Raw genomic sequence first — 21554 nt, 5'->3', positions numbered from 1 at the left:
CTAAGCCTCTCAGCGCCGATGGTACTGCCCTGGAGACGGGGTGGGAGAGTAGGACGCCGCCGGACAACCATTCCCCGTGAAGGGCCCTCACCACCCGGTGAGGGCCCTTCCGGCATTCCACGGGCAGGTGGGCGTCCGCCATCCGGTCGTGGTTCCGTCACTGGGACTGGGTGCGGCGCCGATCGACGCCCGGCTCATCACGGACTCCTCGACGAGGACCCGGTGCCGCGACCGCCGATACGGTGACGTGGTGGACGACGCCGTCGAGCCCTTCGCCGTCGACGTGCCGGCCGAGGCGGTCGACGACCTGCGGCGCCGGCTGCGTGGCACGCGATGGCCGGAGCCGGAGACGGTCGACGACTGGTCGCAGGGCGTGCCGCTCGGGTGGCTCCAGGAGGTCTGCCACTACTGGGCCGAGGAGTACGACTGGCCGGCCCGGCAGGCACGGCTCAACGCCCATCCGCAGGCCAGGACGGTCGTCGACGGCCTGCCGGTCCACCTGCTGCACGTCCGGTCGCCGCACCCGGACGCCCTGCCGCTCGTGCTCACCCACGGCTGGCCCGGGTCGGTCGTCGAGTTCCTCGACGTCCTCGGCCCGCTCACCGACCCCGGCGACCCGCGGGACGCGTTCTCCGTCGTCGTCCCCTCGTTGCCGGGGTTCGGCTGGAGCGGGAAGCCGGACACCCCGGGCTGGGGGCCGGCGCGCACGGCCGACGCCTGGGCCGAGGTGATGCGCCGGCTCGGGTACGAGCGGTTCGGCGCCCAGGGCGGGGACATCGGCTCGTTCGTCTCGGCCAACCTCGGCGCCCGCCACCCCGACCGGGTGGTCGGCGTGCACCTGAACATGGTGGTGACCGGTCCGCCGGAGGGGCAGATGGAGTTCACCGTGCGCGAGCAGCGGGCGCTCGAGCGGGAACGGGCGTTCCGGGCCCAGGCCGCGGCGTACAGCCAGCAGCAGCGCACCCGCCCGCAGACCCTCGGCTACGGCCTCACCGACTCCCCCGCGGGGCAGGCCGGGTGGATCCTGGAGAAGTTCCACGCCTGGACCGACTGCGACGGCGACCCGGTCGGGGCCATCGGCCTGGACCGCCTGCTCGACGACGTCTCGGTCTACTGGTTCACCGCGACGGCGACGTCTTCGGCGCGGATGTACTGGGAGATGGCGCGCGCGCCGGCGGAGCGGGCACCGCAGGTGGCCGTGCCGGCCGGCGTCTCGGTGTTCCCGCACGAGATCTTCCAGCCGCCCCGCGAGTGGGTGCAGCGGCAGCTGACCGACCTGCGCTCCTGGCAGGAGCACGACAGCGGCGGGCACTTCGCGGCGATGGAGCGGCCGGAGGCGCTGGTGGCCGACGTCCGGGAGTTCTTCCGGCCGCTGCGGTAACCGGCGCGACACATCCGGCGGTTAGCGTCCGGATCCCCACCCCCGGAGGCCCCCGCGTGCACCTCACCCCGCACGAGCAGGAACGGCTGCTGCTGTCCTACGCCGCCGAGCTGGCCCGGCGGCGGCGCGCGCGGGGACTGCGGCTGAACCTGCCGGAGGCGACGGCGATCGTCACCGACCACGTCCTCGAGGGGGCGCGCGACGGCGTCCTCGTCGCGGAGCTGGTGCAGTCGGGGCGCACGGTCCTCACCCGCGACGACGTGATGGACGGCGTCCCCGAGCTGCTCGAGGAGGTGCAGGTGGAGGCGACCTTCCCGGACGGGACCAAGCTGGTGACCGTCCACCAGCCCATCCCGTGATCCCCGGTGAGGTGGTCCCGGCCGAGGGCACGATCGAGACGCTGCCCGGCGCCCCGCGGATCGAGGTCGTTGTCACCAACACCGGCGACCGGCCGGTGCAGGTGGGGTCGCACTTCCACTTCGCCCAGGCCAACCGGGCGCTCGAGTTCGACCGCGCGGCCGCGCACGGGCACCGGCTCGACGTCGCCGCGGGCACCGCCGTCCGCTTCGAGCCCGGGATCACCCGCACGGTGACCCTCGTGCCCCTGGCCGGCGCCCGCGTCGTCCCCGGCCTGACCGGCCAGGGCGGGATCGGCTGATGGTCCGGCTGTCCCGCGAGCGCTACGCCCAGCTGTACGGGCCCACCACCGGCGACCGCGTCCGGCTGGCCGACACCGACCTGCTCGTCGAGGTCGAGGAGGACCGCTGCGGCGGGCCCGGCCGGGCCGGGGAGGAGGCGGTGTTCGGCGGCGGCAAGGTCATCCGCGAGTCGATGGGCCAGGGGCGCGCCACCCGGGCGGAGGGCGCGCCCGACCTGGTGATCACCGGCGCGGTCGTCCTCGACCACTGGGGCGTGGTCAAAGCCGACGTCGGCGTCCGCGACGGCCGGATCGTGGCGCTGGGCAAGGCCGGCAACCCCGACACCATGGACGGCGTCCACCCGGACCTGGTCATCGGCCCGGGCACCGAGGTGCTCGCCGGCAACGGCCGGATCCTCACCGCCGGCGGCATCGACTGCCACGTGCACTTCATCTGCCCGCAGATCGTGCCGACCGCGCTCGGCTCCGGTGTCACCACGCTCATCGGGGGCGGCACCGGACCGGCCGAGGGGTCGAAGGCCACCACGATCACCCCGGGCGACTGGTACCTGGCCCGCGTGCTGGAGGCGATGGACCCGTGGCCGGTCAACGTCGCGCTGCTGGGCAAGGGCAACACCGTCTCGCAGGAGTCGATGGAGGAGCAGCTCCGCGGCGGCGCCAGCGGGTTCAAGCTGCACGAGGACTGGGGGTCCACGCCCGCGGCGATCGACGCCTGCCTGACCGTGGCCGGGCGGCACGGCGTCCCCGTGGCGCTGCACTCGGACACCCTCAACGAGGCCGGCTTCGTCGAGGACACGCTCGCCGCGATCGCCGGGCGGAGCATCCACGCGTACCACACCGAGGGCGCCGGGGGCGGGCACGCGCCGGACATCATCACCGTCGCCGGGCACCCGAACGTGCTGCCGAGCAGCACCAACCCGACCCGGCCGCACACGGTGAACACCCTCGACGAGCACCTCGACATGCTGATGGTCTGCCACCACCTGGACCCGAGCGTCCCCGAGGACCTCGCCTTCGCCGAGAGCCGGATCCGGCCGACGACGATCGCCGCCGAGGACCTGCTGCACGACCTCGGCGCCATCTCGATGATCGGCTCCGACGCACAGGCCATGGGCCGCGCGGGCGAGGTCGTGCTGCGGACCTGGCAGACGGCGCACGTCATGAAGCGCAAGCGGGGGTCACTGGCCGGGGACGGCGCCGCGGACAACCTGCGCGCCCGCCGGTACGTCGCCAAGTACACGATCTGCCCCGCGGTGGCGCACGGCATCGACGGCGAGGTCGGGTCGGTGGAACCCGGCAAGCTCGCCGACCTGGTGCTGTGGGACCCGCGGTTCTTCGGCGTCCGCCCGCACGCGGTGCTCAAGGGCGGCGTCATCGCCTGGGCGCAGATGGGCGACGCCAACGCGTCCATCCCGACGCCGCAGCCGCAGCTGCCGCGGCCGATGTTCGGCGCGTACGGCCGGGTGCCGGCGCGCACGTCGCTGCACTTCGTCGCGTCGGCGGCGCTGGAGGCGGGGCTCGGCGACCGGCTCGCCGTCGACCGGCGGCTGGCCGCGGTCACCGACACCACCCGGCTCGGCAAGGCCGACATGCCCGAGAACACCGCCCTGCCCGAGATCCGCGTCGACCCGGACACCTTCACCGTGGCCGTCGACGGCGAGGTGTGGGAGCCCGAGCCGGTGCGCGAGCTGCCGATGGCGCAGCGGTACTTCCTGTTCTGAAGGGCACCTCTTCCCGTGTCTGCAGCGCTGCTGACCCTGGCCGACTCGCGGCTGCCCGCGGGCGGGCACGCGCACTCCGGCGGGGTGGAGCAGGCCATCACGGCCGGGCTGGTGCACGACCCGGCGTCGCTGATGACGTTCCTCCGGCGTCGGCTGCACACGGCGGGTGCCGTGGCGGCCGGCTTCGCGGCCGAGGCGTCGACACTGTCGTCCTCCGGACGACACCGCGGCGGTGACCTGGTCACCCTCGATGCCGAGGCGGACGCGCGGACGCCGTCGCCGGCGCTGCGGGCGGCGTCGCGGCAGCAGGGTCGGGGGTTGGTGCGGGTGGGCCGCCGCGCGTGGCCCTCGCCGGTCTGGGACGCGCTCCCCGGCGCGCCGCACCACCCGGTCGCACTGGGCGCCGCCGCGGCCGCCGGCGGTCTCACCTCCCGGGACGCCGCGGCCGCGGCCGCCTACCTGTCGGTCAGCGGCCCGGCGACGGCGGCGCAGCGGCTGCTGGCCATGGACCCGCTCACCGTCGCCGCCGTCACCGCGCGGCTGGCGCCCGAGATCGACGCCGTCACCGACGCGGCGGTCCGGGAGGGCCTCCCCGCGGACACCGACCCGCTCCTCGACCTGCTGGCCGAGGTGCACGCCACGAGAGGGGACCGCTTCTTTGCCTCCTGACCACGACCTGCAGGACTACGTCGACGCGCCTGCGGCGCACCGGCACGGCGGGCCGCTGCGCGTCGGGCTCGGCGGGCCGGTCGGCTCGGGCAAGACGGCGCTGGCCGCGGCGCTGTGCCGCACGCTCGGCGCGGAGTACGACCTCGCCGTCGTCACCAACGACATCTACACGACCGAGGACGCCGACTTCCTGCGACGCCAGGCCGTCCTGCCCGACGACCGGATCGAGGCGGTGCAGACCGGCTGCTGCCCGCACACCGCCATCCGCGACGACATCACCGCCAACCTCGACGCCGTCGAGCTGCTCGAGGCCCGACACCCCGGCCTGGAGCTCGTGTTCGTCGAGTCCGGCGGGGACAACCTGACGGCGAGCTTCAGCTACGGGCTGGTCGACGTGCAGGTGTTCGTCGTCGACGTCGCCGGCGGGGACAAGGTGCCGCGCAAGGGCGGGCCCGGGGTCACCGCGTCGGACCTGCTGGTGGTCAACAAGACCGACCTGGCGCCGCTGGTGGGCGCCGACCTCGACGTCATGCGACGGGACTCGGCCGCGGTGCGCGGGGAGAAGCCGACGCTGCTGATCTCGCTGCGCGAGGACCCGGCCGCCACCGAGGTGGCCGAGTGGGTGCGCGGGCAGGTGCGGGCCCGCCGGCCGCAGCCGGTGTGAGGACCCGGGTCGAGGTCGTCGCGCGGCGCGGCCCGGGCGGCCGCACGGTGCTGCCGGTGGTCCGCGCGAGCGGTCAGCTGGCGGTGCGCCGGACCGGTCCGTCCTCGGTGCACCTGGTGGCGACGGCGTTCGGTCCGCTGGGCGGGGACGACGCCGAGGTCCGGCTGGTGGTCGAGGAGGGCGCCACGCTGACGGTGCGCTCGGTGGCCGCCGCCGTGGCGCTGCCCGCCCGCGACGGCGACCGGCCCTCGGTGCAGCGCGTGGTCGCCGAGGTGGCCGGGGAGCTGGACCTCCGGCCCGAGCCGACCGTCGTCGCCGCCCGGGCGCACCACCGGTCCGGGCTGACCGCGACGCTGGCGCCGGGCGCCGTCCTCACCGCCACCGAGCAGGTGCTGCTGGGCCGCACGGGAGAGGAGCCCGGCTGCTGGACCGGCACGACGCGGGTGGTCGTCGACGGCCGGCCCCTGCTGCACACGACCGTCGGGCTCGGTCCCGGCGCGCCCGCCTGGCTGCCGCCGGTGGCCCCGCGCGCCTACGCCTCCACGGTGCACGTGGGGCAGGCTGCAGGGGTGTCGACCGGGGAGGACGCCGTCCGGCTGCCGCTGGAGAACGGCTGGGTGGCCACCGCGTGGGGAGCCGAGTTGCACGCCGTGGTCCGCGCGGTGGAGGCCGTGGCATGAGCCTCGTCGTCCGGGCCCGGCGGGTGGTGCTGCCCGACGGAGAGCGCGCCGCGGCCGTGCACACCGCCGACGGCGTCGTCACCGCGGTGACCGGCTTCGACGACGTCCCGGCCGGGGCGGTCACCCTCGCCGACGACGAGGTGCTGCTGCCCGGGCTGGTCGACAGCCACGTGCACGTCAACGAGCCCGGCCGCACCGAGTGGGAGGGCTTCGCCTCGGCCACCCGCGCCGCGGCCGCCGGCGGCGTCACCACGGTCGTGGACATGCCGCTGAACTCGGTGCCGGCGACCACCACGCCCGAGGCGCTGCGGGTCAAGCGGGAGGCGGCGGCCGGGCAGGTCGCCGTCGACGTGGCCTTCTGGGGCGGCGCGGTCCCCGGCAACGTCGGCGACCTGCGTCTGCTGCACGACGCCGGCGTCGTCGGGTTCAAGTGCTTCCTGCTCGACTCCGGGGTGCCGGAGTTCCCGCCGCTGGACGACGCCGGGCTGCGCGCGGCGCTGGCCGAACTGGCGACCTTCGACGGGCTGCTCGTCGCCCACGCCGAGGACGAGCAGGTCATCGAGGCGGCACCGGAGCCGGCGGGGACGAGCTACGTGGCGTTCCTCGCCTCCCGCCCCCCGGCGGCGGAGGAGACGGCGATCGGGCGGCTGGTGGCGGCGACGCGGGACACCGGCGCGCGCAGCCACGTCGTCCACCTGGCCGACGGCGACGCCCTGCCGCTGCTGCGGACCGCGCGTGCCTCCGGTGTGCGGATCACCGTGGAGACCTGCCCGCACTACCTGACCTTCGCCGCCGAGGAGGTGCCCGACGGCGACACCGCGTTCAAGTGCTGCCCGCCGATCCGGGAGTCGGCGCACCGGGCGGCGCTGTGGGACGCGCTGCGGGCCGGGGACGTCGACCTGGTCGTCAGCGACCACTCGCCGTGCACGCCCGAGCTCAAGCGGCTCGACGTCGGCGACTTCGGGCTGGCCTGGGGCGGGATCGCCGGGCTGCAGGTGGCGCTGCCGGCGGTGTGGACCGGCGCGCGGGCCCGCGGGATCGGGCTGGCGGAGGTGGCGCGCTGGATGTCGGCGGCGCCGGCGCGGCTGGCCGGGCTGCCGGGGAAGGGCGCGATCGCCGTCGGGAGGGACGCCGACCTGGTGGCCTTCGCGCCGGACGAGCGGTTCACCGTGGGCCGGCTCGAGCACCGCAACCCGGTGACGCCCTACGCGGGCCGGGAGCTCACCGGCGTCGTCCGGCGGACCTGGCTGCGCGGCCGCGAGGCCGACGGCAGCCCCCTCGGCCGGCTGCTCGACCGAGGGGGCAGGTGAGGTCAGCTGCCTTGTTCGCCTTCTTCCCGGGCGGCCTGGTCCATGATCTTCGGGTCGTCGGTGGAGCCCCCGGCGGGGTCGGCGTTGCCCAGCGCGGTCTCGGCGGGCATCTGCTGGATGTGGTCGCGGGCGCGCTCGCGCAGGTCGTCGGTGGGTTCGGACACGGGTCCTCCTGGGGTTCTCGCGGGACAGCGGCCCCCTACCCCCGCCGTGCGAGAGTGACCCCCGTGACCGACCCGTTCGACCTGCCCGACCTCGCCGTCCGGTCGCAGGGCGGTGCCGTGGTGGCCGCCAACGACGAGTTCTTCGCCGGCAAGGAGAACCTGATCCGCCCCGAGCCCGCGGCCGCCCGCGACGACTTCGGCGCGCGCGGCAAGGAGTACGACGGCTGGGAGACCCGCCGCCGCCGCGAGCCCGGGCACGACTGGGCGGTCGTGCGGCTCGGCATGCCGGGCGTGGTGCACGCCGTCGTCGTCGACACCGCGTTCTTCCTCGGCAACTACCCGCCGCACGCCGCGCTGGAGGGCGCCTCGGTCGACGGCCACCCGCCGGCCGCGGCCCTCGCCGACGCCGACTGGGTCCCGCTGCTGCCGCGCTCGCCGCTGGCCGGCGGCACCGCCAACCGCTTTCCCGTCGAGCCGGGGCCGCGGGTGACGCACGTGCGGCTGTCGATCCACCCCGACGGCGGCGTGGCCCGGCTGCGGGTGCACGGCGAGGTCGTGCCCGACCCGCGGCTGCTCGACGCCGGCCCGTGCGACCTGGCCGCCCTGGAGAACGGCGGGCGGATCAGCGGGGTGAGCAACGCCTTCTACGGCAGCCCGCACCAGCTGATCGGCCGCGGCGTCGCCCGGTCGATGGGGGAGGGCTGGGAGAACGCCCGCCGCCGCGACGACGGCAACGACTGGGTGGACCTGACGCTGGCCTGCGAGGGCGTGGTGACCCTCGCCGAGCTCGACACCTCGTGGTTCCTCGGCAACGCGCCGGGTGCGGCGTCGCTGACCGGCACCACCGCCGACGGCCGCGAGGTGGAGCTGCTGCCCCGCACGCCGCTGCAGCCCGACACCCGCCACCGCTTCGTGCTGCCCGGCGACGCCGGCGTCACCCGGGTGCGGATGGACGTCTTCCCCGACGGCGGCATGGCCCGGCTGCGGCTGTGGGGCCGCCCGACCGACGCCGGCCGCGCCGCCCTCGGCCGCCGCTGGGAGGAGACCGCCTGAGCGTGCCCGACTCGATCGAGCTGAGCGAGCACGAACTCCGCGCGATCGCGGCCTGGTCGGCTGCCTGTGCGGCGAGGGTCCGGCACGTGCTCGGCGCGGCCGCCCACGCTGCGCGGGCCGGGGGACTCGAGGCCGTCCTCCGCGCCTGAGCCCCGGACGAGCGGAGCGTGTGCGCGCCGGCCGCATCCTGGGAACCGGAGTGCCGCGTCAGCGCACACGCTGGTGTGCGGGCGGCCGGCGCTCGGCGGGTCGAGCCGGGTAGGTCCGGGCCATGGCGACGATCGCGATCACCGGCTCCACCGACGGCATCGGCCGCGCGGCCGCGCGGCGGCTGCTGGCCGACGGGCACACCGTCGTCCTGCACGCCCGCAGCGAGGCGCGCGGCGCACCGGTCGCCGTGGAGCTCGGCCGGCTCGGCGACGTCCGGCTGGTCACCGGCGACCTGGCCGACCTCGACCAGGTGCGCGCGCTCGCCCACCGGCTCGGGGACCTCGACGTGCTCGTCCACAACGCCGGCGTCTGGCCGCCGGAGGGGGCGCCGCCGAGCCGGCAGGGCCACGAGCTCGCGTTCGCGGTCAACGCGCTCGCCCCCCACCTGCTCACCGCGCTGGTGCGCGACCGGGTGCGTGAGCGCCTGGTCTTCCTCGGCAGCGGGATGGTCGGCTCGGGTCGCGTCGACCCCGGCGACCTCGGCAGCCCGCGGCCGTCGCGGCGCGCCTACGCCGACTCGAAGGCGCTCGACGTCGTCCTGGCGCTGGGCTGGGCCCGCCGCCTGCCGCAGCTGCGCGTGGGCGCGGTCGACCCGGGCTGGGTGCGCACCAAGCTGGCCTCCCCGGGCGCACCGGGCGACGTCGAGGACGGCGGCGCGCGGGTGGCGCGGGCGGCGGCCGGCGACTGGCCCGGCGGCTACACCGCGGGGAACCGCCCGGCGCGGACGCCGGGCGCGCTGGAGGACCCGGAGCTGCAGGACCGGGTGCTCGCCGCGATGGACCGCCTGGCCGGGCTCCCGGGCTGAGGCCGTGCGCCGGCGCCGCGTTCCCGGCCGGGAGATGCGGCGCCGGCGCACCCGCTCACGTGCCGGTGAGGTGCTCCGGGCGCACGGGGACCCGCCGCAGCGGCAGGCCGGTCGCCTCGCGGATCGCGGCCAGCACCGCGGGGCCGGAGGAGATGTTGGGCGCCTCCCCGACGCCGCGCAGGCCGTAGGGGGCGTGCGGGTCGGCGTACTCCAGGACCTCGATCCGCATCGGCGGCATGTCGAGCACGGTCGGGATGAGGTAGTCGGTGAACGACGGGTTCTGCACCCGGCCGTCGCGGACGAGGACCTCCTCCATCACCGCCAGCCCCAGTCCCTGCGCGGTGCCGCCCTGGATCTGCCCGACGACGGCCTGCGGGTTGATCGCCTTGCCGACGTCCTGTGTGCAGGCCATCTCCACGACCTTGACCAGCCCGAGCTCGCTGTCGACGTCGACGACGGCCCGGTGTGCGGAGAACGCGTACTGCACGTGCGCGAAGCCCTGCCCGGTCTCCGGGTCGAGGGCCTCGGTGGGCCGGTGCCGCCACTCCACGGTCTCCTCGACCGCGCCGTCGCCGAGGACGTCGGCCAGCGGCAGCTTGACGCCCTCCGCGTCGGAGACCACCGCGCCGTCGAACAGCCGCAGGTCGGGCAGCGGCCGGCCGGCGACCTGCGCGGCCCGCTCGAACACCCTCCGGCGGACCGCCTCGCAGGCCGCCTTGACCGCGCCGCCGGTGACGTAGGTCTGCCGCGACGCGGAGCTCGAGCCGGCCGAGCCGACGGCGGTGTCGGCGGGGTGCACCACGACGGCGTCCACGCCGAGCTCCGTGCGCGCGATCTGCTGCTCGACGGTGACCAGGCCCTGGCCCACCTCGGCGGCCGCGGTGTGCACGGTGGCCACGGCCTCGCCGCCGACCACCTCGAGCCGCACCCGGGCGGTCGAGTAGTCGTCGAAGCCCTCGGAGAACGCGACGTTCTTGTAGGCGACGGCGTACCCGACGCCGCGTCGCACGCCCTCGCCGTGGGTGGTGTTGGAGACCCCGCCGGGCATGTCGCGCAGGTCGACGTCGTCGCCGGTCGCCGGCTCCGGGGGCAGCGGCATCGCCGTCAGCCGGCGCAGCAGCTCGGCCACCGGCGCCGGGCTGTCGACGACCTGGCCGGTGGGGGTCTCCGAGCCCTGCTCCATCGCGTTGCGGCAGCGCAGCTCGACCGGGTCCATGCCCAGCTCGGCGGCGAGGGCGTCCATCTGCGACTCGTACGCGAAGGCGGTCTGCACCGACCCGAACCCGCGCATGGCGCCGCACGGCGGGTTGTTGGTGTAGGCGCCGTAGCAGTCGACGTGCACGTTCGGGACGACGTAGGGACCGATGCCCATCGTCCCGGCGTTGCCCACGACCGCCGGGGTGCTCGAGGCGTACGCGCCCCCGTCGAGGAAGATCTCGGCCTTCACGTAGACCAGGTCGCCGTCGCGGGTGGCGCCGTGCTCGTAGCGCATGGTCGCCGGGTGCCGGTGCACGTGCCCGAAGAAGGACTCCTCGCGGTTGTAGGACATCTTCACCGGCTTGCCCGTGTGCAGCGCCAGCAGGCAGGCGTGCACGTGCATGGAGAGGTCCTCGCGGCCGCCGAAGGCCCCGCCGACGCCGGCGAGGGTCAGCCGCACCTTCTCGGGCGGCATGCCCAGCGCCGCGCAGATCTGCCGCTGGTCGACGTGCAGCCACTGGGTGGCCACGTACAGGTCGACGCCGCCGTCGTCGGCCGGGACGGCGAGGCCGGACTCGGGACCGAGGAACGCCTGGTCCTGCATGCCGACCTCGTACTCGCCGACCACGACGACGTCGGCGGTGGCCGCGGGGTCGCCCTTGCGGACCTTGAGGTGGCGCACCAGGTTGCCGTGCGGGTGCAGGTGGGCGCTCTCCCGGCTGAGCTCGGTGACCTCGGCGGGGGAGTCGTGCACCTGGTTCCAGGTGGGGTGGCCGAGGGCGGTGCGCGCGTCGGTGACCGGCTCCCACACCTCGTAGTCGACGAGGACCCGCGCCGCGGCCCGCCGGGCGGTGTCGGGGTGGTCGGCGGCGACCAGCGCCACGGGCTCCCCCTGGTAGCGGACGACGTCGAGGGCGAGGACCGGCTGGTCGGCGAGCTCGAGGCCGTACACCTTCTCGCCGGGCACGTCGTCGGAGGTCAGGACGGCGTGCACGCCCGGGACGGCCAGCGCGGGGCTGACGTCGATCGAGCGGATGCGGGCGTAGGGGTGCGGGCTGCGCAGCGTGACGCCCCACAGCATGTCGTCCATCCACAGGTCGCTGCCGTAGGCGAACTCGCCGCGGACCTTGAGGACGCCGTCGGGGCGCTGGGCGTCGTCGCCGACCCCGCCGCTGCCCTTGCCGGTCAGGTGCGCGGGCGCTCCGCTCGGGGCGCGGGTGGGCGTGCTCACCGGGCCTCCCCCGCCATGCGGTCGGCGGCCAGCCGGACGGCGTCGAGGATCTTCTCGTAGCCGGTGCACCGGCACAGGTTGCCGGCGAGCGCCTCGCGGATCTCGGCGTCGGCCGGCGTGCGGCCCTCGGCCAGCGAGCGGCTGACCAGGTCGTCGGTGGCGACCAGCAGCCCCGGCGTGCAGAAGCCGCACTGGACGGCGCCGGCCTCGAGGAACGCCTCCTGCACCGGGTGCAGCTCGCCGGGCGGGGCCAGTCCCTCCACCGTGCCGACCTCGCGGCCCTGCGCCTGGCCGGCGGCGACCAGGCAGGCGCAGACCGGCACGCCGTCGAGGTAGACGGTGCACGAGCCGCACTCGCCCTGCTCGCAGGCGTTCTTCGACCCGGGCAGGCCCATCCGTTCGCGCAGGACGTAGAGCAGGCTCTCGCCCTCCCACACGTCGTCGACCTGCTGCGGTGTGCCGTTGACGGTGCAGCTCAGGCGCACGTCGGGTCTCCCTTCCGGTAGTCGGCCCAGGCCCACGTCAGCGCGCGGCGGGCCATGACCGAGAGCGCGTGGACGCGGTAGCGGGCGGTGCCGCGCACGTCGTCGATGGGGGCGGCGGCCTCCGCGACCAGCTCGCCGAAGCGGCCCGCCGTCGCGGACGGGAGCTCGGCGCGGGACTCCCACAACCCGTCCAGCTCGCCGGCGAGGAACTCCTCGGCGGCGGGTGCGCGCCGCGGCGTGGGCGCGGCCGACCCGATGCCGGTGCCCACGGCGCGCCGGTCGGGGTGCAGCGCCAGCCCGAACGCGGCGACGGCGATGACCATCGCGTTGCGGGTGCCGATCTTGCTGTACTGCTGCGGCCCGCGGGGCGGGGTGATCCGGACGGCGGCGATGAGCTCGTCGTCGGCCAGCGCGGAGCGCTTGACGCCCCGGTAGAACTCCGTCACCGGGATGCGGCGGGTGCCGCGGACCGACGCGACCTCGACCTCGGCGCCGGCGGCCAGCAACGCGGGGTGGGCATCCCCGGCCGGGGAGGCGGTGGCCAGGTTGCCGCCGACGGTGCCCCGGTTGCGGATCTGCGGCGAGCCGATGGTGCGGGCGGCCATCGCCAGCCCGGGCAGCCGGTCGCCGAGCTCGGTGATGACCCGGGCGTAGGGGACGCCGGCGCCCAGCCGGACCGCGCCGTCGTCGGTCTCCCACCGCTGCAGCTCGGGGACCCGGGTGAGGTCGAGCAGCAGCGGCGGGCGCAGCCGGCCGAAGTTGATCGCGACCATGACGTCGGTTCCCCCGGCGATGGGGACGGCGTCGCGGTGGGCGGCCTTGGCCTCCAGCGCCTCCTCCCACGTCGCGGGCTGCAGGAACTGCATGGTCACTCCTCGTCGGTGTGCGGGGACGGCCACGGTAGTCGCGGTTGGTGTCGACCGGGTTGCACGACGTCGTGTGCCGCGGCTCGCCGTCCTCCGTGCGAGGTGGGCAGGATGCCGCGGGTGGAGACCGCCGACCTGCTGGTGCACGACGCCGAACTGCTGGCCACCGTCGACGACGAGCGGCGCGAGATCGCCGGCGGGTGGGTCGCGGTCACCGGTGGGGTGGTGAGCGGGGTGGGCGGGCCCGGCGACCCGCGGCCGGCCGCGGCCCGCACGGTCGACGCGCGCGGCTGCCTGGTGACGCCCGGGCTGGTCAACACCCACCACCACCTGTACCAGAACCTCACCCGGTCCTTCGCGCCCGCACTGACCGGCGGGCTGTTCGAGTGGCTGGTGACGCTCTACCCGCTGTGGGCGCGGCTGGACGAGGAGGCCGCGTACGTGTCGGCCTACGTCGGGCTCACCGAGCTGGCGCTCGCCGGTTGCACCACCTCGACCGACCACCTCTACGTGCACCCGCGCGGGGCCGGGGACCTGATCGGCGCCGAGGTGCGGGCGGCGCAGGACCTCGGGGTGCGGTCGCACGTCACCCGCGGGTCGATGTCGCTGTCGGTCAAGGACGGCGGGCTGCCGCCGGACTCCGTCGTCCAGGACGACGACGAGATCCTGGCCGAGTCGGAGCGCCTGGTGCAGGCCCACCACGACCGTTCGCCGCACGCGCTGACCCGGCTGGCGCTGGCGCCGTGCTCGCCGTTCAGCGTGTCGACGTCGCTGATGACGCGGACGGCGGAGCTGGCCGAGCGGCTCGACGTCCGGCTGCACACCCACCTGGCCGAGACGCGGGACGAGGATGCGTTCTGCCTGGAGCGCTTCGGCCGCCGCCCGGTCGACTACCTGGCCGACGTGGGCTGGATGACCGACCGGGTGTGGCTGGCGCACGTGGTCTGGCCCTCGCCCGCCGAGGTGGCGCGGCTCGGCGCGGCGCGGGTCGGGGCGGCGCACTGCCCGTCGTCGAACATGGTGCTGGGCAGCGGGCTGGCGCCGGTGGCCGAGCTGCGGGCGGCCGGGGCGCCGGTCGGGCTGGGCGTGGACGGGTCGTCGTCGGCCGACGCGGCGTCGCTGTGGCTGGAGGCCCGGACGGCGATGCTGCAGGGCAAGCTGCGGCACGGCGCCGCGTCGTTCTCCGCCCGTGACGCGCTGGAGATCGCCACCCGCGGCGGCGCGGCCTGCCTCGGGCGCACCGGCGAGATCGGGCAGCTGTCGGTGGGGGCGTGCGGCGACCTCGCCGTCTGGCCGCTGACCGGGCCGGCGTTCGCCGGGGCGCTGTCGGACCCGGTCGAGGCGTGGCTGCGCTGCGGCCCGGTGGCCGCGCGGCACACCGTCGTCGGCGGGCGGTTCGTGGTCGAGGACGGCGTGCCGGTGCACCCCGGTCTCGACGAGCAGCTCGCCGTCCACCGCACGGTGTCCCAGCGCATCCAGGCGGCCCTGGGCGAGGCATAGGAAGCCATCCGCACGTATCGACGGCGGGCAGGTGCGGAGAGCTTCCCATGCCTCGTCAGAGGGCGGCGGCGAGGGCCTCGAGGTCGTCGACGGTGCCGTCCACGTGCGGCGACACCCGCAGCACCCAGCCGGTCAGCTCCGCCGGCGCGCGGCCGGGCTCGATCGCCGTGGTGACGATGCCGTGCTCGGTGAGCAGCCGGGCGCGGGTGGCGACGACGTCGACGCCCTCCGGCGGGCGCAGCGTGGTGGTCGCCGTCGGCTCGTCGAGCGGCTCCACCACCTCCCAGCCCGCGGCGCCGTCGAGCACCTGCCGCCCGGCCCGGCCCAGCGCCGCCAGTCGCTCGCGCACCCGGTGCGGTCCGGCGGCCAGGTGTTCCCCGACGGCCAGGACCAGCCCGACCCGCCCGGCCACGTGCGCCTCGCCGCTCTCCAGCGCCCGCAGCGGCGGGAGGTCGGCCGGGGCGGGCAGCACCGGTACGAGCTGCGCGGTCACCGCCGGCCGCACGCACAGCAGGCCGACCCCGCGCGGGCCGGCCAGCCACTTGCGGGAGGTCGAGTAGACGACGTCGGCGCCGAGGTCGACGTCGACGTGGCCCAGCGACTGCGCCGCGTCGAGCACCAGCGGCACCCCGTGCGCCCGGCACAGCCGTGCCACCTCGGCGGCCGGCTGGACGACGCCGCGGTGGCTGGCGACGTGGGTGAGGTGCACCAACCGCGGCGGGTCGACGGCCAGCGTCCGCTCCAGCGCCTCGAGGTCGACGCGCCCGTCACCGTCGGCGGCCAGGTGCTCGAGCGTCAGGCCGGCCGCGCGCAGCATCGCCGCGTTGGGCGCGTACTCGCCGGGCAGCAGGGCCACCCGGGCGCCGGGCTCCAGCGGCCACGCGGCCAGCAGCGCCGCGAGCGCGGCCTGCGCCGACTCGACGAAGACGACGTCGGCCGCGGCCATGCCGACCAGCCCGCCGATGACGCTGCGGCCCTGCTGGAGGAGGTCCCCGGCGGTCGCCTCGGCCACGTAGCCGCCGAGCTCGGCCTCGTGCCGCGCGTGGTGGGCGACCGCCTCGAGCACCCGGTTGCTCTGCCGGCTGCACGCCGCGGTGTCGAGGTGGCGGCCGGCCGGCCGGGGCCGCGCGGTCCGCCAGGCGTCGGCGAGGTCGGCGTGCGGCAGGCGGAGGTCGAGCGCGGTCACACCCCCGACGCTAGGACAGCTGCCCGCGGGCGATGGAGGAGCCCGAGTGCGCCGGGTCGCCGTCGAGCGGCTCCACCGAGACGTCGACCACCGGGTACTCGCCGAGGTCGAGGCCGGCGGGCAGCTCGAACTCGTCGGTGCCCGGGCGGACGACGCCGAGCGGGACCAGCCCGGTCACCGACTCGGTGAGCAGCCAGGCCTCGTAGTAGCCCTCGGACGGCGCGTCGGCGGCGAGCTCGACCCGCAGCACGCGCGTGCCGTCCTCGCGCTCGACCACCGAGGCGCTGCCGGTGGCGCCGCTGTCCTCGAGCGGGTCGAGCACCGCCGCGGCCACCGCGACGCCGTCGTCCTCGCGGCCGGCGAGCGCGACCGCACCCGCGCCGACGCCGAGTCCCACGACGAGCGCCGCGGCCGCGGCCAGCAGCAGGCGGGACCGGCGGGGCCGCAGCGGCACCACCGGCGCGACCGGTCCCGGCTCCGGATCGGCCGGACCGGCGGCCAGCGGCACGGGCGGGACGTCGGGCACCGGCCCGGCGGGCGGCGCCGACGCCGCGACGACGTCCGGGCGCGGCGCGGTCGCGACGCCGGTGGCCGCGGCGATGCCGGCTCACACCGCCGGCGGCGGGGCCACGGGCGGGCCGGGGTCGGCGAGCTCGGGGACCGCGAGCACGTCGACGGCGCGGCGCAACCGGCCCAGCTCGCGGGTGCAGTCGGGGCAGCCGGCCAGGTGCGCCGTGGCGCCGTCGGCGAGGGGCTCGCGGAGGGCGGCCAGCGCGAGGTCCTCAGGCGTGCAGTGCGGCACCGTCCACCTCCAACCGGTCGCGCAGGCGCTCGAGGGTGCGCCGGATGTGGCTCTTGACCGTCCCCAGCGGCAGGCCGGTCCGCTCGGCGATCTGCGTGTGGGTGAGGTCGGCGAAGAACGCCAGCTCGATGATGCCGCGCTGGGGCTGGCCCAGGCGGTCGAGCTCGCCGAGCAGCAGCACGCGGTCGGCGACGGTCGCGTCGACCGGGGCCGGGCCGGCGGCGGGTGACCGCGCCTCGGCCACGGCCGCCTCGGCGGCGCGCCGCTGCCGGTCGCGGCGAGCCCAGGTGTCGGCGATCTTGTGGCGGCAGACGCCGGTCAGCCAGGCCGGCAGCGGTCCCTGCTCGGGCCGGTAGCCGGCGCGACCGGTCCAGGCGGAGACGAACACCTGCTGGGTGACGTCCTCGGCGTCGGGGCCGGGACCGAAGGCGCGCACCGCCATGCCGTGCACCCGGGCCGCCCAGCGCTCGTAGGCCCAGGCCAGCGCCTGTTCGTCGCCCGCGGCGAACCGGCGGGCGACCTCGTCGTCGTCGGGCTCGGCCGCGCCGTACGGCGCCGGCTCCGCCTCGGTGCTCACCCGCCCGACCCTAGGCGACCGGCGGGCGGATCGGGGTGGCCTCCCTGCAGGGTCCCGCTGCGAGCGTGCGAGCAGTGGGGGGCAGGGAGGTCCTTCAACCGTCACGGCGCGGGCTCCGCCACGACGACGACGTTGTCGCGGTACCCGCCGACCTCGGGGAGGAACGGTCCGCCACAGGTGACCAGCGTCAGCCGCGGCGGTCCGTCGCGGCGGAAGAGGACGTCGACCGGCAGCGCCTGCTTGTCCAGCACCTCCCGGGAGACCACCCGCCAGCGGGTGACGGCGCCGGCGGCGTCGGTCACGACCACCTCGTCGCCGGGCTCGGTCCCGCGCAGCGCCGCCATCGCCCCGAGGCCCTGCTCGGCGTCGTCGACGTGCCCGGCGACCACCGCCGAACCGGGCGCACCGGGCACCGGGCCGAAGCGGTACCAGCCGGCCCGGCCGACGTCGTCGGGGAGGGCCATCTGCCCGTCGGGCGCGGTGCCCACCGGGTCGACCGGGACGTCGAGCCCGCGCGCCGGGACGGTGACCCGCGCGGGCGGCACGACCTCCGGCGCGGGGCGCGGAGCGGCGTCCCGGACGGTCACGGCAGGGGCCGGCGGAGCGGGCGCCCCCGCGGGGGTCTCCGCGGGGGCGCCGAGCGCCTGCTCGACCGGCGCGCCCGCCGCCGCCGGAGGCCGGGTCAGCGCCCACGCGGTGGGCGCGCCCACCGCGAGGGCCAGGCCCAGGGCCACGCCGGCGGCAGCGGGTCGCACGTCGGTCCCTCCCGTCAGGCGCGGCTGCCGGCCAGCCGGCGGGCCGCCACGGCGGCACCGGCCAGGCCGAGCGCGGACAGGCCGAGCAGCGGCAGGGGCAGGCCGTCGTCGGCGAGGCCGGCGCTGCCGCCGGGGACACCGGACGGCGCCGAGTGGCCGCCGGAGACCGTCTGGACGGCCAGCTCGTAGCCGGCCTCCTGCGAGCCCCAGGCGTAGACGACGGTGGTGGCGCCCTCGGTGACCTCGAGGTCGGCCGGGCCGAGCGCGACGGTGTCGGTGCCGGCCAGGACGACGTCGGCGCTGACCGTGCCCGCCGGGACGGTGAGCGCCGCCTCGTCCGGGTTGGTCAGGTTCGGGGCGACCACCTGGCCGCCGGCGCGGACGTCGACCGCCGGCGCGGCCGCGGTGTGCCGCACGACGACCCGGCCCTGGCCCGCGGGCACCTCGGAGGTGTCGTTGACGAACGGCGTCAGCGCGGGCTGGCCCTCCGCGGTCAGGTGCGCGACGACGGTGGCGTTCGCCCCCGCGGGCACCGAGACGCCGTTCGCCGACAGCAGCGGCGAGCCGGACCCGTCGGGCGCGTCGGCCGGGAAGAGCGCGAGGTCGTAGGACCCGGCCGGCAGCGACAGCGGGTCGGTGAGGGTGCCCGGCTGGAAGTCGTCGATCAGCCGCTCGCCGTTGGCGTACACGTCGACCGGGGTGTCCGGTACGCCGTGCAGCACGGAGACGGTGGCGGTGTCGTCCGCCGAGGCGGGTGCGACGCCGAGCGCGAGCAGCGCGCCGGCTCCGGCGACGGTGGCGAGGCCGAGGGTGCGGGTCCGGGTCACGGGTTCCTCCGGTGTCGGGGAGTGCTGACACCCCCTCTTCCGGCGTCCCCGCAGGTCCGGATGCAGCCCTGCCGCGAGCCCGCGCTCAGCACCCGATCGTGTGAACGGATCGGGGGCGCGGGAGGATGCGACGGTGACCGCGCCGCGGGACCGGGACGACCGGGGGCGGGCCCGCAACGCCCGCCCGCGCGACGCGCTGGGCCGGCCGCTGCCCCGTGGTGCCGAGGGCGTCGAGCGCGCGCCGGAGGGTGTGCCGCGGACGCCGGACGAGGCGATCGCCGAGGCCCAGCGGCTGCTCGACGCCGGCCGTCCCTTCCACGCCCACGAGGTGCTCGAGGACGCCTGGAAGGCCGCGCCCGACGCCGAGCGGCAGCTGTGGCGCGGGCTGGCGCAGCTCGCCGTCGGGCTCACCCACGCCGCGCGGGGCAACGCCCCCGGCGCGGCGCGGCTCGTCGAGCGGGGGGCGGTCAACGTCGCGCCCTACGCCCCGGCACCGCCGCACGGTCTCGACGTCGGCGGGCTGCTGGCCTGGGCTCGCGGGCCGGTCTCGGCGGACCGGCCGTTCCGGCTGCGCGGCGCTGGTCCGGCCCGCTGACGCGCGGCAGACTGCGGTCCGGGAGGCGGCGATGAAGAGCTTCGAGGCGGCCACGCGCATCGACGCGGGCCCGGACGAGGTGTGGCGTCACCTGGTCGACGTCGGCACCTGGCGGGACTGGGACTCCGGCGTCGACCGGGTCGAGGGCCGGGTCGCGCTCGGCGAGCGGCTGACGCTGTACGCCACCATGATCCGCAGCCGGCCCTTCTCGGTCACCGTGACCGAGCTGCGGCCGGGGGAGGCGATGCGCTGGCGCGGCGGGCTGCCGTTCGGCCTGGCGGTCATCGAGCGCACCTACCAGCTGTCCCGGCAGGACGACGGCGGCACGGTGCTCACCGTCCGCGAGGACCAGACCGGCCCGCTGGCCTGGGTGACCGAGCGCTCGACGCCGGACCTCAACCCGTCGTTCCGCCAGTTCTGCGCCGGCCTCAAGGCCCGCGCCGAGGGATCGGCCCAGCGCTCGGGCTGACCGGGCACCTTCCGCGGAAGTGCCCGGGGAGGCCCGGGCGTCGTGACCTCGGCCACAGGGCGCCGGTCCGCCGGTGCCACGATGGGACGGTGAGCACCGACACGTCGCCCGCCACCGCCACCGGCGACAGCTCGCCGGACGACCCGGCCGCCGCGCCCCGCGGGCCGGTGACCTCGGCGTCCTACTCGATCACCGTCCGGCTGACGGCCGACGGCGACCCGGCGTCGATCGGCCGGATCGCCACCGCGGTGGGCACGGCCGGCGGGGCGGTGACCGCCATCGACGTCGTCGACTCCCGGTCCGACGGGCTGACCGTCGACGTCACCTGCTCGGCCGCCGACGCCGCCCACTCCGAGGAGATGGTGGACGCGCTGCGCGCCGTGCCGGGCGTGGCCGTGCGCAAGGTGAGCGATCGCACCTTCCTGCTGCACCTGGGCGGCAAGCTCGAGGTGGCCTCGAAGGTCCCGCTCAAGACCCGCGACGACCTGTCGATGGCCTACACGCCCGGGGTCGCGCGGGTGTGCCTGGCGCTGGCCGAGCACCCCGAGGACGTGCGCCGGCTGACCATCAAGGGCAACACGGTCGCCGTCGTCACCGACGGCTCGGCCGTCCTCGGGCTGGGCGACCTCGGGCCCGGCGCGGCCCTGCCGGTGATGGAGGGCAAGGCCGCCCTGTTCAAGCGGTTCGCCGACATCGACGCCTGGCCGATCTGCCTGGACACCAACGACGTCGACGAGATCGTGCGCGCCGTCGAGCTCATCGCCCCCGGCTTCGGCGGCATCAACCTGGAGGACATCGCCGCGCCGCGCTGCTTCGAGGTGGAGGCCCGGCTGCGGGAGCGGCTCGACATCCCGGTCTTCCACGACGACCAGCACGGGACGGCGATCGTCGCGCTGGCCGCGCTGCGCAACGCCCTGCGCGTGGTGGACAAGCGGCTGACCGACGTGCGGATCGTCGTCGCCGGGGCCGGCGCGGCGGGGACGGCGATCGTGCACCTGCTGCTGGAGGCCGGTGCCCGGCACGTGCTGGTGTGGGACCGCGAGGGCATCCTCTCGCCCGACGACGAGCGGCTGACCCCGGCCAAGCAGGCCCTGGCCGCGCGGACCAACCCCGGCCGGGTGCGCGGCGAGCTGCCCGACGCCCTCGCCGGTGCCGACGTCTTCATCGGGGTCAGCGCGGGCAACGTGCTGCCGGTTGAGGCGCTGGCCGCGATGGCCGAGCGGGCGGTGGTCTTCCCCATGGCCAACCCGACGCCGGAGGTCGACCCGGTGCGGGCGCGGCACCACGCGGCGGTGGTCGCCTCGGGCCGCTCCGACCTGCCCAACCAGATCAACAACGTGCTGGCCTTCCCCGGGGTGTTCCGCGGCCTGCTCGACGCCCGCGCCACCGAGATCAGCACGGGCATGCTGCTGGCCGCGGCCGAGGCGCTGTCGGCGCTGGTGCGCGACGACCAGCTCAACGCCAACTACGTCATCCCGAGCGTCTTCGACCCGGCCGTCACACCGGCGGTCGCCGCCGCCGTGGCCGACCAGGCGCGCACCGAACCGGGCGCCACCGCCCCGGTCACCGACCGCACCAGCCTCACCGGCTGATCCCCCGCCCGGGGGGGGGGGGGGGGGGGGGGGGGGGGGGGGGGGGGGGGGGGGGGGGGGGGGGGGGGGGGGGGGGCGGGCGGCGGGGGGGGGGGGGGGGGGGGGGGGGGGGGGGGGGGGGGGGGGGCGGGGGGGGGGGGGGGGGGGGGGGGGGGGG

Annotated in this window: 25 protein-coding genes; 15 read left to right on the top strand and 10 right to left on the bottom strand. The window is 76.8% G+C overall.

The window, feature by feature from the left end:
* Positions 1-250 precede the first annotated feature (250 nt).
* Genes ACI79V_RS23335 through allB form a run of 8 tightly spaced genes read left to right on the top strand, consistent with a single transcriptional unit; the run spans position 251 to position 7083 of the window.
* A complete protein-coding gene (locus ACI79V_RS23335; protein WP_456893172.1) occupies positions 251-1381 on the top strand; it encodes an epoxide hydrolase family protein in 1131 nt (376 codons plus the stop codon).
* 56 nt (positions 1382-1437) lie between these two features.
* On the top strand, positions 1438-1740 hold the full coding sequence (locus ACI79V_RS23330; RefSeq protein WP_456877667.1) for an urease subunit gamma: 303 nt from the start codon (positions 1438-1440) through the stop codon (positions 1738-1740).
* Positions 1737-2039, top strand: a complete 303-nt coding sequence (locus tag ACI79V_RS23325) for an urease subunit beta (RefSeq protein ID WP_456893170.1) — start codon at positions 1737-1739, stop codon at positions 2037-2039. The genes ACI79V_RS23330 and ACI79V_RS23325 overlap by 4 nt, the downstream gene beginning before the upstream one ends.
* A complete protein-coding gene (locus ACI79V_RS23320; protein WP_456893168.1) occupies positions 2039-3760 on the top strand; it encodes an urease subunit alpha in 1722 nt (573 codons plus the stop codon). Before ACI79V_RS23325 ends, ACI79V_RS23320 begins: the two co-directional genes overlap by 1 nt.
* Before the next feature lie 15 nt (positions 3761-3775).
* On the top strand, positions 3776-4429 hold the full coding sequence (locus ACI79V_RS23315; protein WP_456893166.1) for an urease accessory protein UreF: 654 nt from the start codon (positions 3776-3778) through the stop codon (positions 4427-4429).
* Positions 4419-5093, top strand: coding sequence for an urease accessory protein UreG (gene ureG, locus ACI79V_RS23310; protein ID WP_456893164.1), 675 nt, complete (start codon positions 4419-4421; stop codon positions 5091-5093). Before ACI79V_RS23315 ends, ureG begins: the two co-directional genes overlap by 11 nt.
* The gene (locus tag ACI79V_RS23305; RefSeq protein WP_456893162.1) at positions 5090-5773 is read left to right on the top strand and encodes an urease accessory protein UreD; all 684 of its coding nucleotides are present in this window, start codon (positions 5090-5092) and stop codon (positions 5771-5773) included. The genes ureG and ACI79V_RS23305 overlap by 4 nt, the downstream gene beginning before the upstream one ends.
* Positions 5770-7083, top strand: a complete 1314-nt coding sequence (gene allB / locus ACI79V_RS23300) for an allantoinase AllB (protein ID WP_456893160.1) — start codon at positions 5770-5772, stop codon at positions 7081-7083. Before ACI79V_RS23305 ends, allB begins: the two co-directional genes overlap by 4 nt.
* A gap of 2 nt (positions 7084-7085) precedes the next feature.
* Here allB and ACI79V_RS23295 read toward each other — a convergent pair whose 3' ends face one another.
* Positions 7086-7247: a hypothetical protein gene (locus tag ACI79V_RS23295; RefSeq protein ID WP_456877660.1), complete on the bottom strand. Its 162-nt coding sequence runs from the start codon at positions 7245-7247 to the stop codon at positions 7086-7088.
* Positions 7248-7310: 63 nt separating this feature from the next.
* On the opposite strand from ACI79V_RS23295, the gene alc reads away from it, so the two are divergent.
* From alc to ACI79V_RS23280, 3 genes are all read left to right on the top strand, one after another.
* On the top strand, positions 7311-8300 hold the full coding sequence (alc, locus tag ACI79V_RS23290; RefSeq protein ID WP_456893159.1) for an allantoicase: 990 nt from the start codon (positions 7311-7313) through the stop codon (positions 8298-8300).
* A 2-nt stretch (positions 8301-8302) separates the two neighbouring features.
* The gene (locus tag ACI79V_RS23285) at positions 8303-8449 is read left to right on the top strand and encodes a hypothetical protein (protein ID WP_456893157.1); all 147 of its coding nucleotides are present in this window, start codon (positions 8303-8305) and stop codon (positions 8447-8449) included.
* A 122-nt stretch (positions 8450-8571) separates the two neighbouring features.
* Positions 8572-9315, top strand: a complete 744-nt coding sequence (locus ACI79V_RS23280) for an SDR family NAD(P)-dependent oxidoreductase (protein ID WP_456893155.1) — start codon at positions 8572-8574, stop codon at positions 9313-9315.
* Between the two features lie 55 nt (positions 9316-9370).
* On the opposite strand, the gene pucD is transcribed toward ACI79V_RS23280, so the two are convergent.
* The 3 genes from pucD to ACI79V_RS23265 are packed head-to-tail and all read right to left on the bottom strand — an operon-like array spanning position 9371 to position 13094.
* On the bottom strand, positions 9371-11743 hold the full coding sequence (gene pucD, locus ACI79V_RS23275; RefSeq protein WP_456893153.1) for a xanthine dehydrogenase subunit D: 2373 nt from the start codon (positions 11741-11743) through the stop codon (positions 9371-9373).
* Entirely contained in the window at positions 11740-12228 is a 489-nt protein-coding gene (locus ACI79V_RS23270; protein WP_456893151.1) for a (2Fe-2S)-binding protein, read from the bottom strand. Before ACI79V_RS23270 ends, pucD begins: the two co-directional genes overlap by 4 nt.
* Positions 12219-13094 carry an FAD binding domain-containing protein gene (locus tag ACI79V_RS23265; protein WP_456893149.1) on the bottom strand — a complete coding sequence of 292 codons (876 nt, stop codon included), beginning with the start codon at positions 13092-13094 and terminating at the stop codon, positions 12219-12221. The genes ACI79V_RS23270 and ACI79V_RS23265 overlap by 10 nt, the downstream gene beginning before the upstream one ends.
* 111 nt (positions 13095-13205) lie before the next feature.
* On the opposite strand from ACI79V_RS23265, the gene ACI79V_RS23260 reads away from it, so the two are divergent.
* A complete protein-coding gene (locus ACI79V_RS23260) occupies positions 13206-14594 on the top strand; it encodes an 8-oxoguanine deaminase (protein WP_456893147.1) in 1389 nt (462 codons plus the stop codon).
* 55 nt (positions 14595-14649) lie between these two features.
* Here ACI79V_RS23260 and egtE read toward each other — a convergent pair whose 3' ends face one another.
* The 6 genes from egtE to ACI79V_RS23230 form a co-directional block, all read right to left on the bottom strand.
* Entirely contained in the window at positions 14650-15780 is a 1131-nt protein-coding gene (gene egtE, locus ACI79V_RS23255; protein WP_456893145.1) for an ergothioneine biosynthesis PLP-dependent enzyme EgtE, read from the bottom strand.
* A 10-nt stretch (positions 15781-15790) separates the two neighbouring features.
* Positions 15791-16306, bottom strand: coding sequence for an anti-sigma factor (locus ACI79V_RS23250; protein WP_456893143.1), 516 nt, complete (start codon positions 16304-16306; stop codon positions 15791-15793).
* 81 nt (positions 16307-16387) lie between these two features.
* Complete coding sequence (locus tag ACI79V_RS23245) at positions 16388-16582, bottom strand: hypothetical protein (protein ID WP_456893141.1); 195 nt, start codon at positions 16580-16582, stop codon at positions 16388-16390.
* Entirely contained in the window at positions 16563-17159 is a 597-nt protein-coding gene (locus ACI79V_RS23240; protein WP_456893139.1) for an RNA polymerase sigma factor, read from the bottom strand. The genes ACI79V_RS23245 and ACI79V_RS23240 overlap by 20 nt, the downstream gene beginning before the upstream one ends.
* 101 nt (positions 17160-17260) lie before the next feature.
* Positions 17261-17914, bottom strand: coding sequence for a class F sortase (locus ACI79V_RS23235; protein ID WP_456893137.1), 654 nt, complete (start codon positions 17912-17914; stop codon positions 17261-17263).
* A 14-nt stretch (positions 17915-17928) separates the two neighbouring features.
* Positions 17929-18741 carry a DUF4397 domain-containing protein gene (locus tag ACI79V_RS23230; protein WP_456893135.1) on the bottom strand — a complete coding sequence of 271 codons (813 nt, stop codon included), beginning with the start codon at positions 18739-18741 and terminating at the stop codon, positions 17929-17931.
* 133 nt (positions 18742-18874) lie between these two features.
* Between ACI79V_RS23230 and ACI79V_RS23225 the strand changes: the two genes are divergently transcribed.
* The 3 genes from ACI79V_RS23225 (at position 18875) to ACI79V_RS23215 (ending at position 21397) form a co-directional block, all read left to right on the top strand.
* A complete protein-coding gene (locus ACI79V_RS23225; RefSeq protein ID WP_456893133.1) occupies positions 18875-19336 on the top strand; it encodes a DUF309 domain-containing protein in 462 nt (153 codons plus the stop codon).
* A gap of 31 nt (positions 19337-19367) precedes the next feature.
* Positions 19368-19805 carry an SRPBCC domain-containing protein gene (locus ACI79V_RS23220; RefSeq protein ID WP_456893131.1) on the top strand — a complete coding sequence of 146 codons (438 nt, stop codon included), beginning with the start codon at positions 19368-19370 and terminating at the stop codon, positions 19803-19805.
* 89 nt (positions 19806-19894) lie between these two features.
* On the top strand, positions 19895-21397 hold the full coding sequence (locus ACI79V_RS23215) for a malic enzyme-like NAD(P)-binding protein (protein ID WP_456877646.1): 1503 nt from the start codon (positions 19895-19897) through the stop codon (positions 21395-21397).
* Positions 21398-21554 lie beyond the last annotated feature (157 nt).

Source organism: Geodermatophilus sp. SYSU D00700 (assembly GCF_054050255.1).
Note: the sequence above shows the minus strand (reverse complement) of the source record. Positions and strands in the feature narration are given on the sequence as shown.

What these genes read in the sequence shown, in the direction of transcription:
- allB (WP_456893160.1), top strand. Translation starts at nt 5,770, where the DNA reads ATGAGCCTCGTCGTCCGGGCCCGGCGGGTGGTGCTGCCCGACGGAGAG.
- ACI79V_RS23280 (WP_456893155.1), top strand. Translation starts at nt 8,572, where the DNA reads ATGGCGACGATCGCGATCACCGGCTCCACCGACGGCATCGGCCGCGCG.
- ACI79V_RS23265 (WP_456893149.1), bottom strand. Translation starts at nt 13,094, where the DNA reads ATGCAGTTCCTGCAGCCCGCGACGTGGGAGGAGGCGCTGGAGGCCAAG.
- ACI79V_RS23260 (WP_456893147.1), top strand. Translation starts at nt 13,206, where the DNA reads ATGCCGCGGGTGGAGACCGCCGACCTGCTGGTGCACGACGCCGAACTG.
- ACI79V_RS23220 (WP_456893131.1), top strand. Translation starts at nt 19,368, where the DNA reads ATGAAGAGCTTCGAGGCGGCCACGCGCATCGACGCGGGCCCGGACGAG.
- ACI79V_RS23320 (WP_456893168.1), top strand. Translation starts at nt 2,039, where the DNA reads ATGGTCCGGCTGTCCCGCGAGCGCTACGCCCAGCTGTACGGGCCCACC.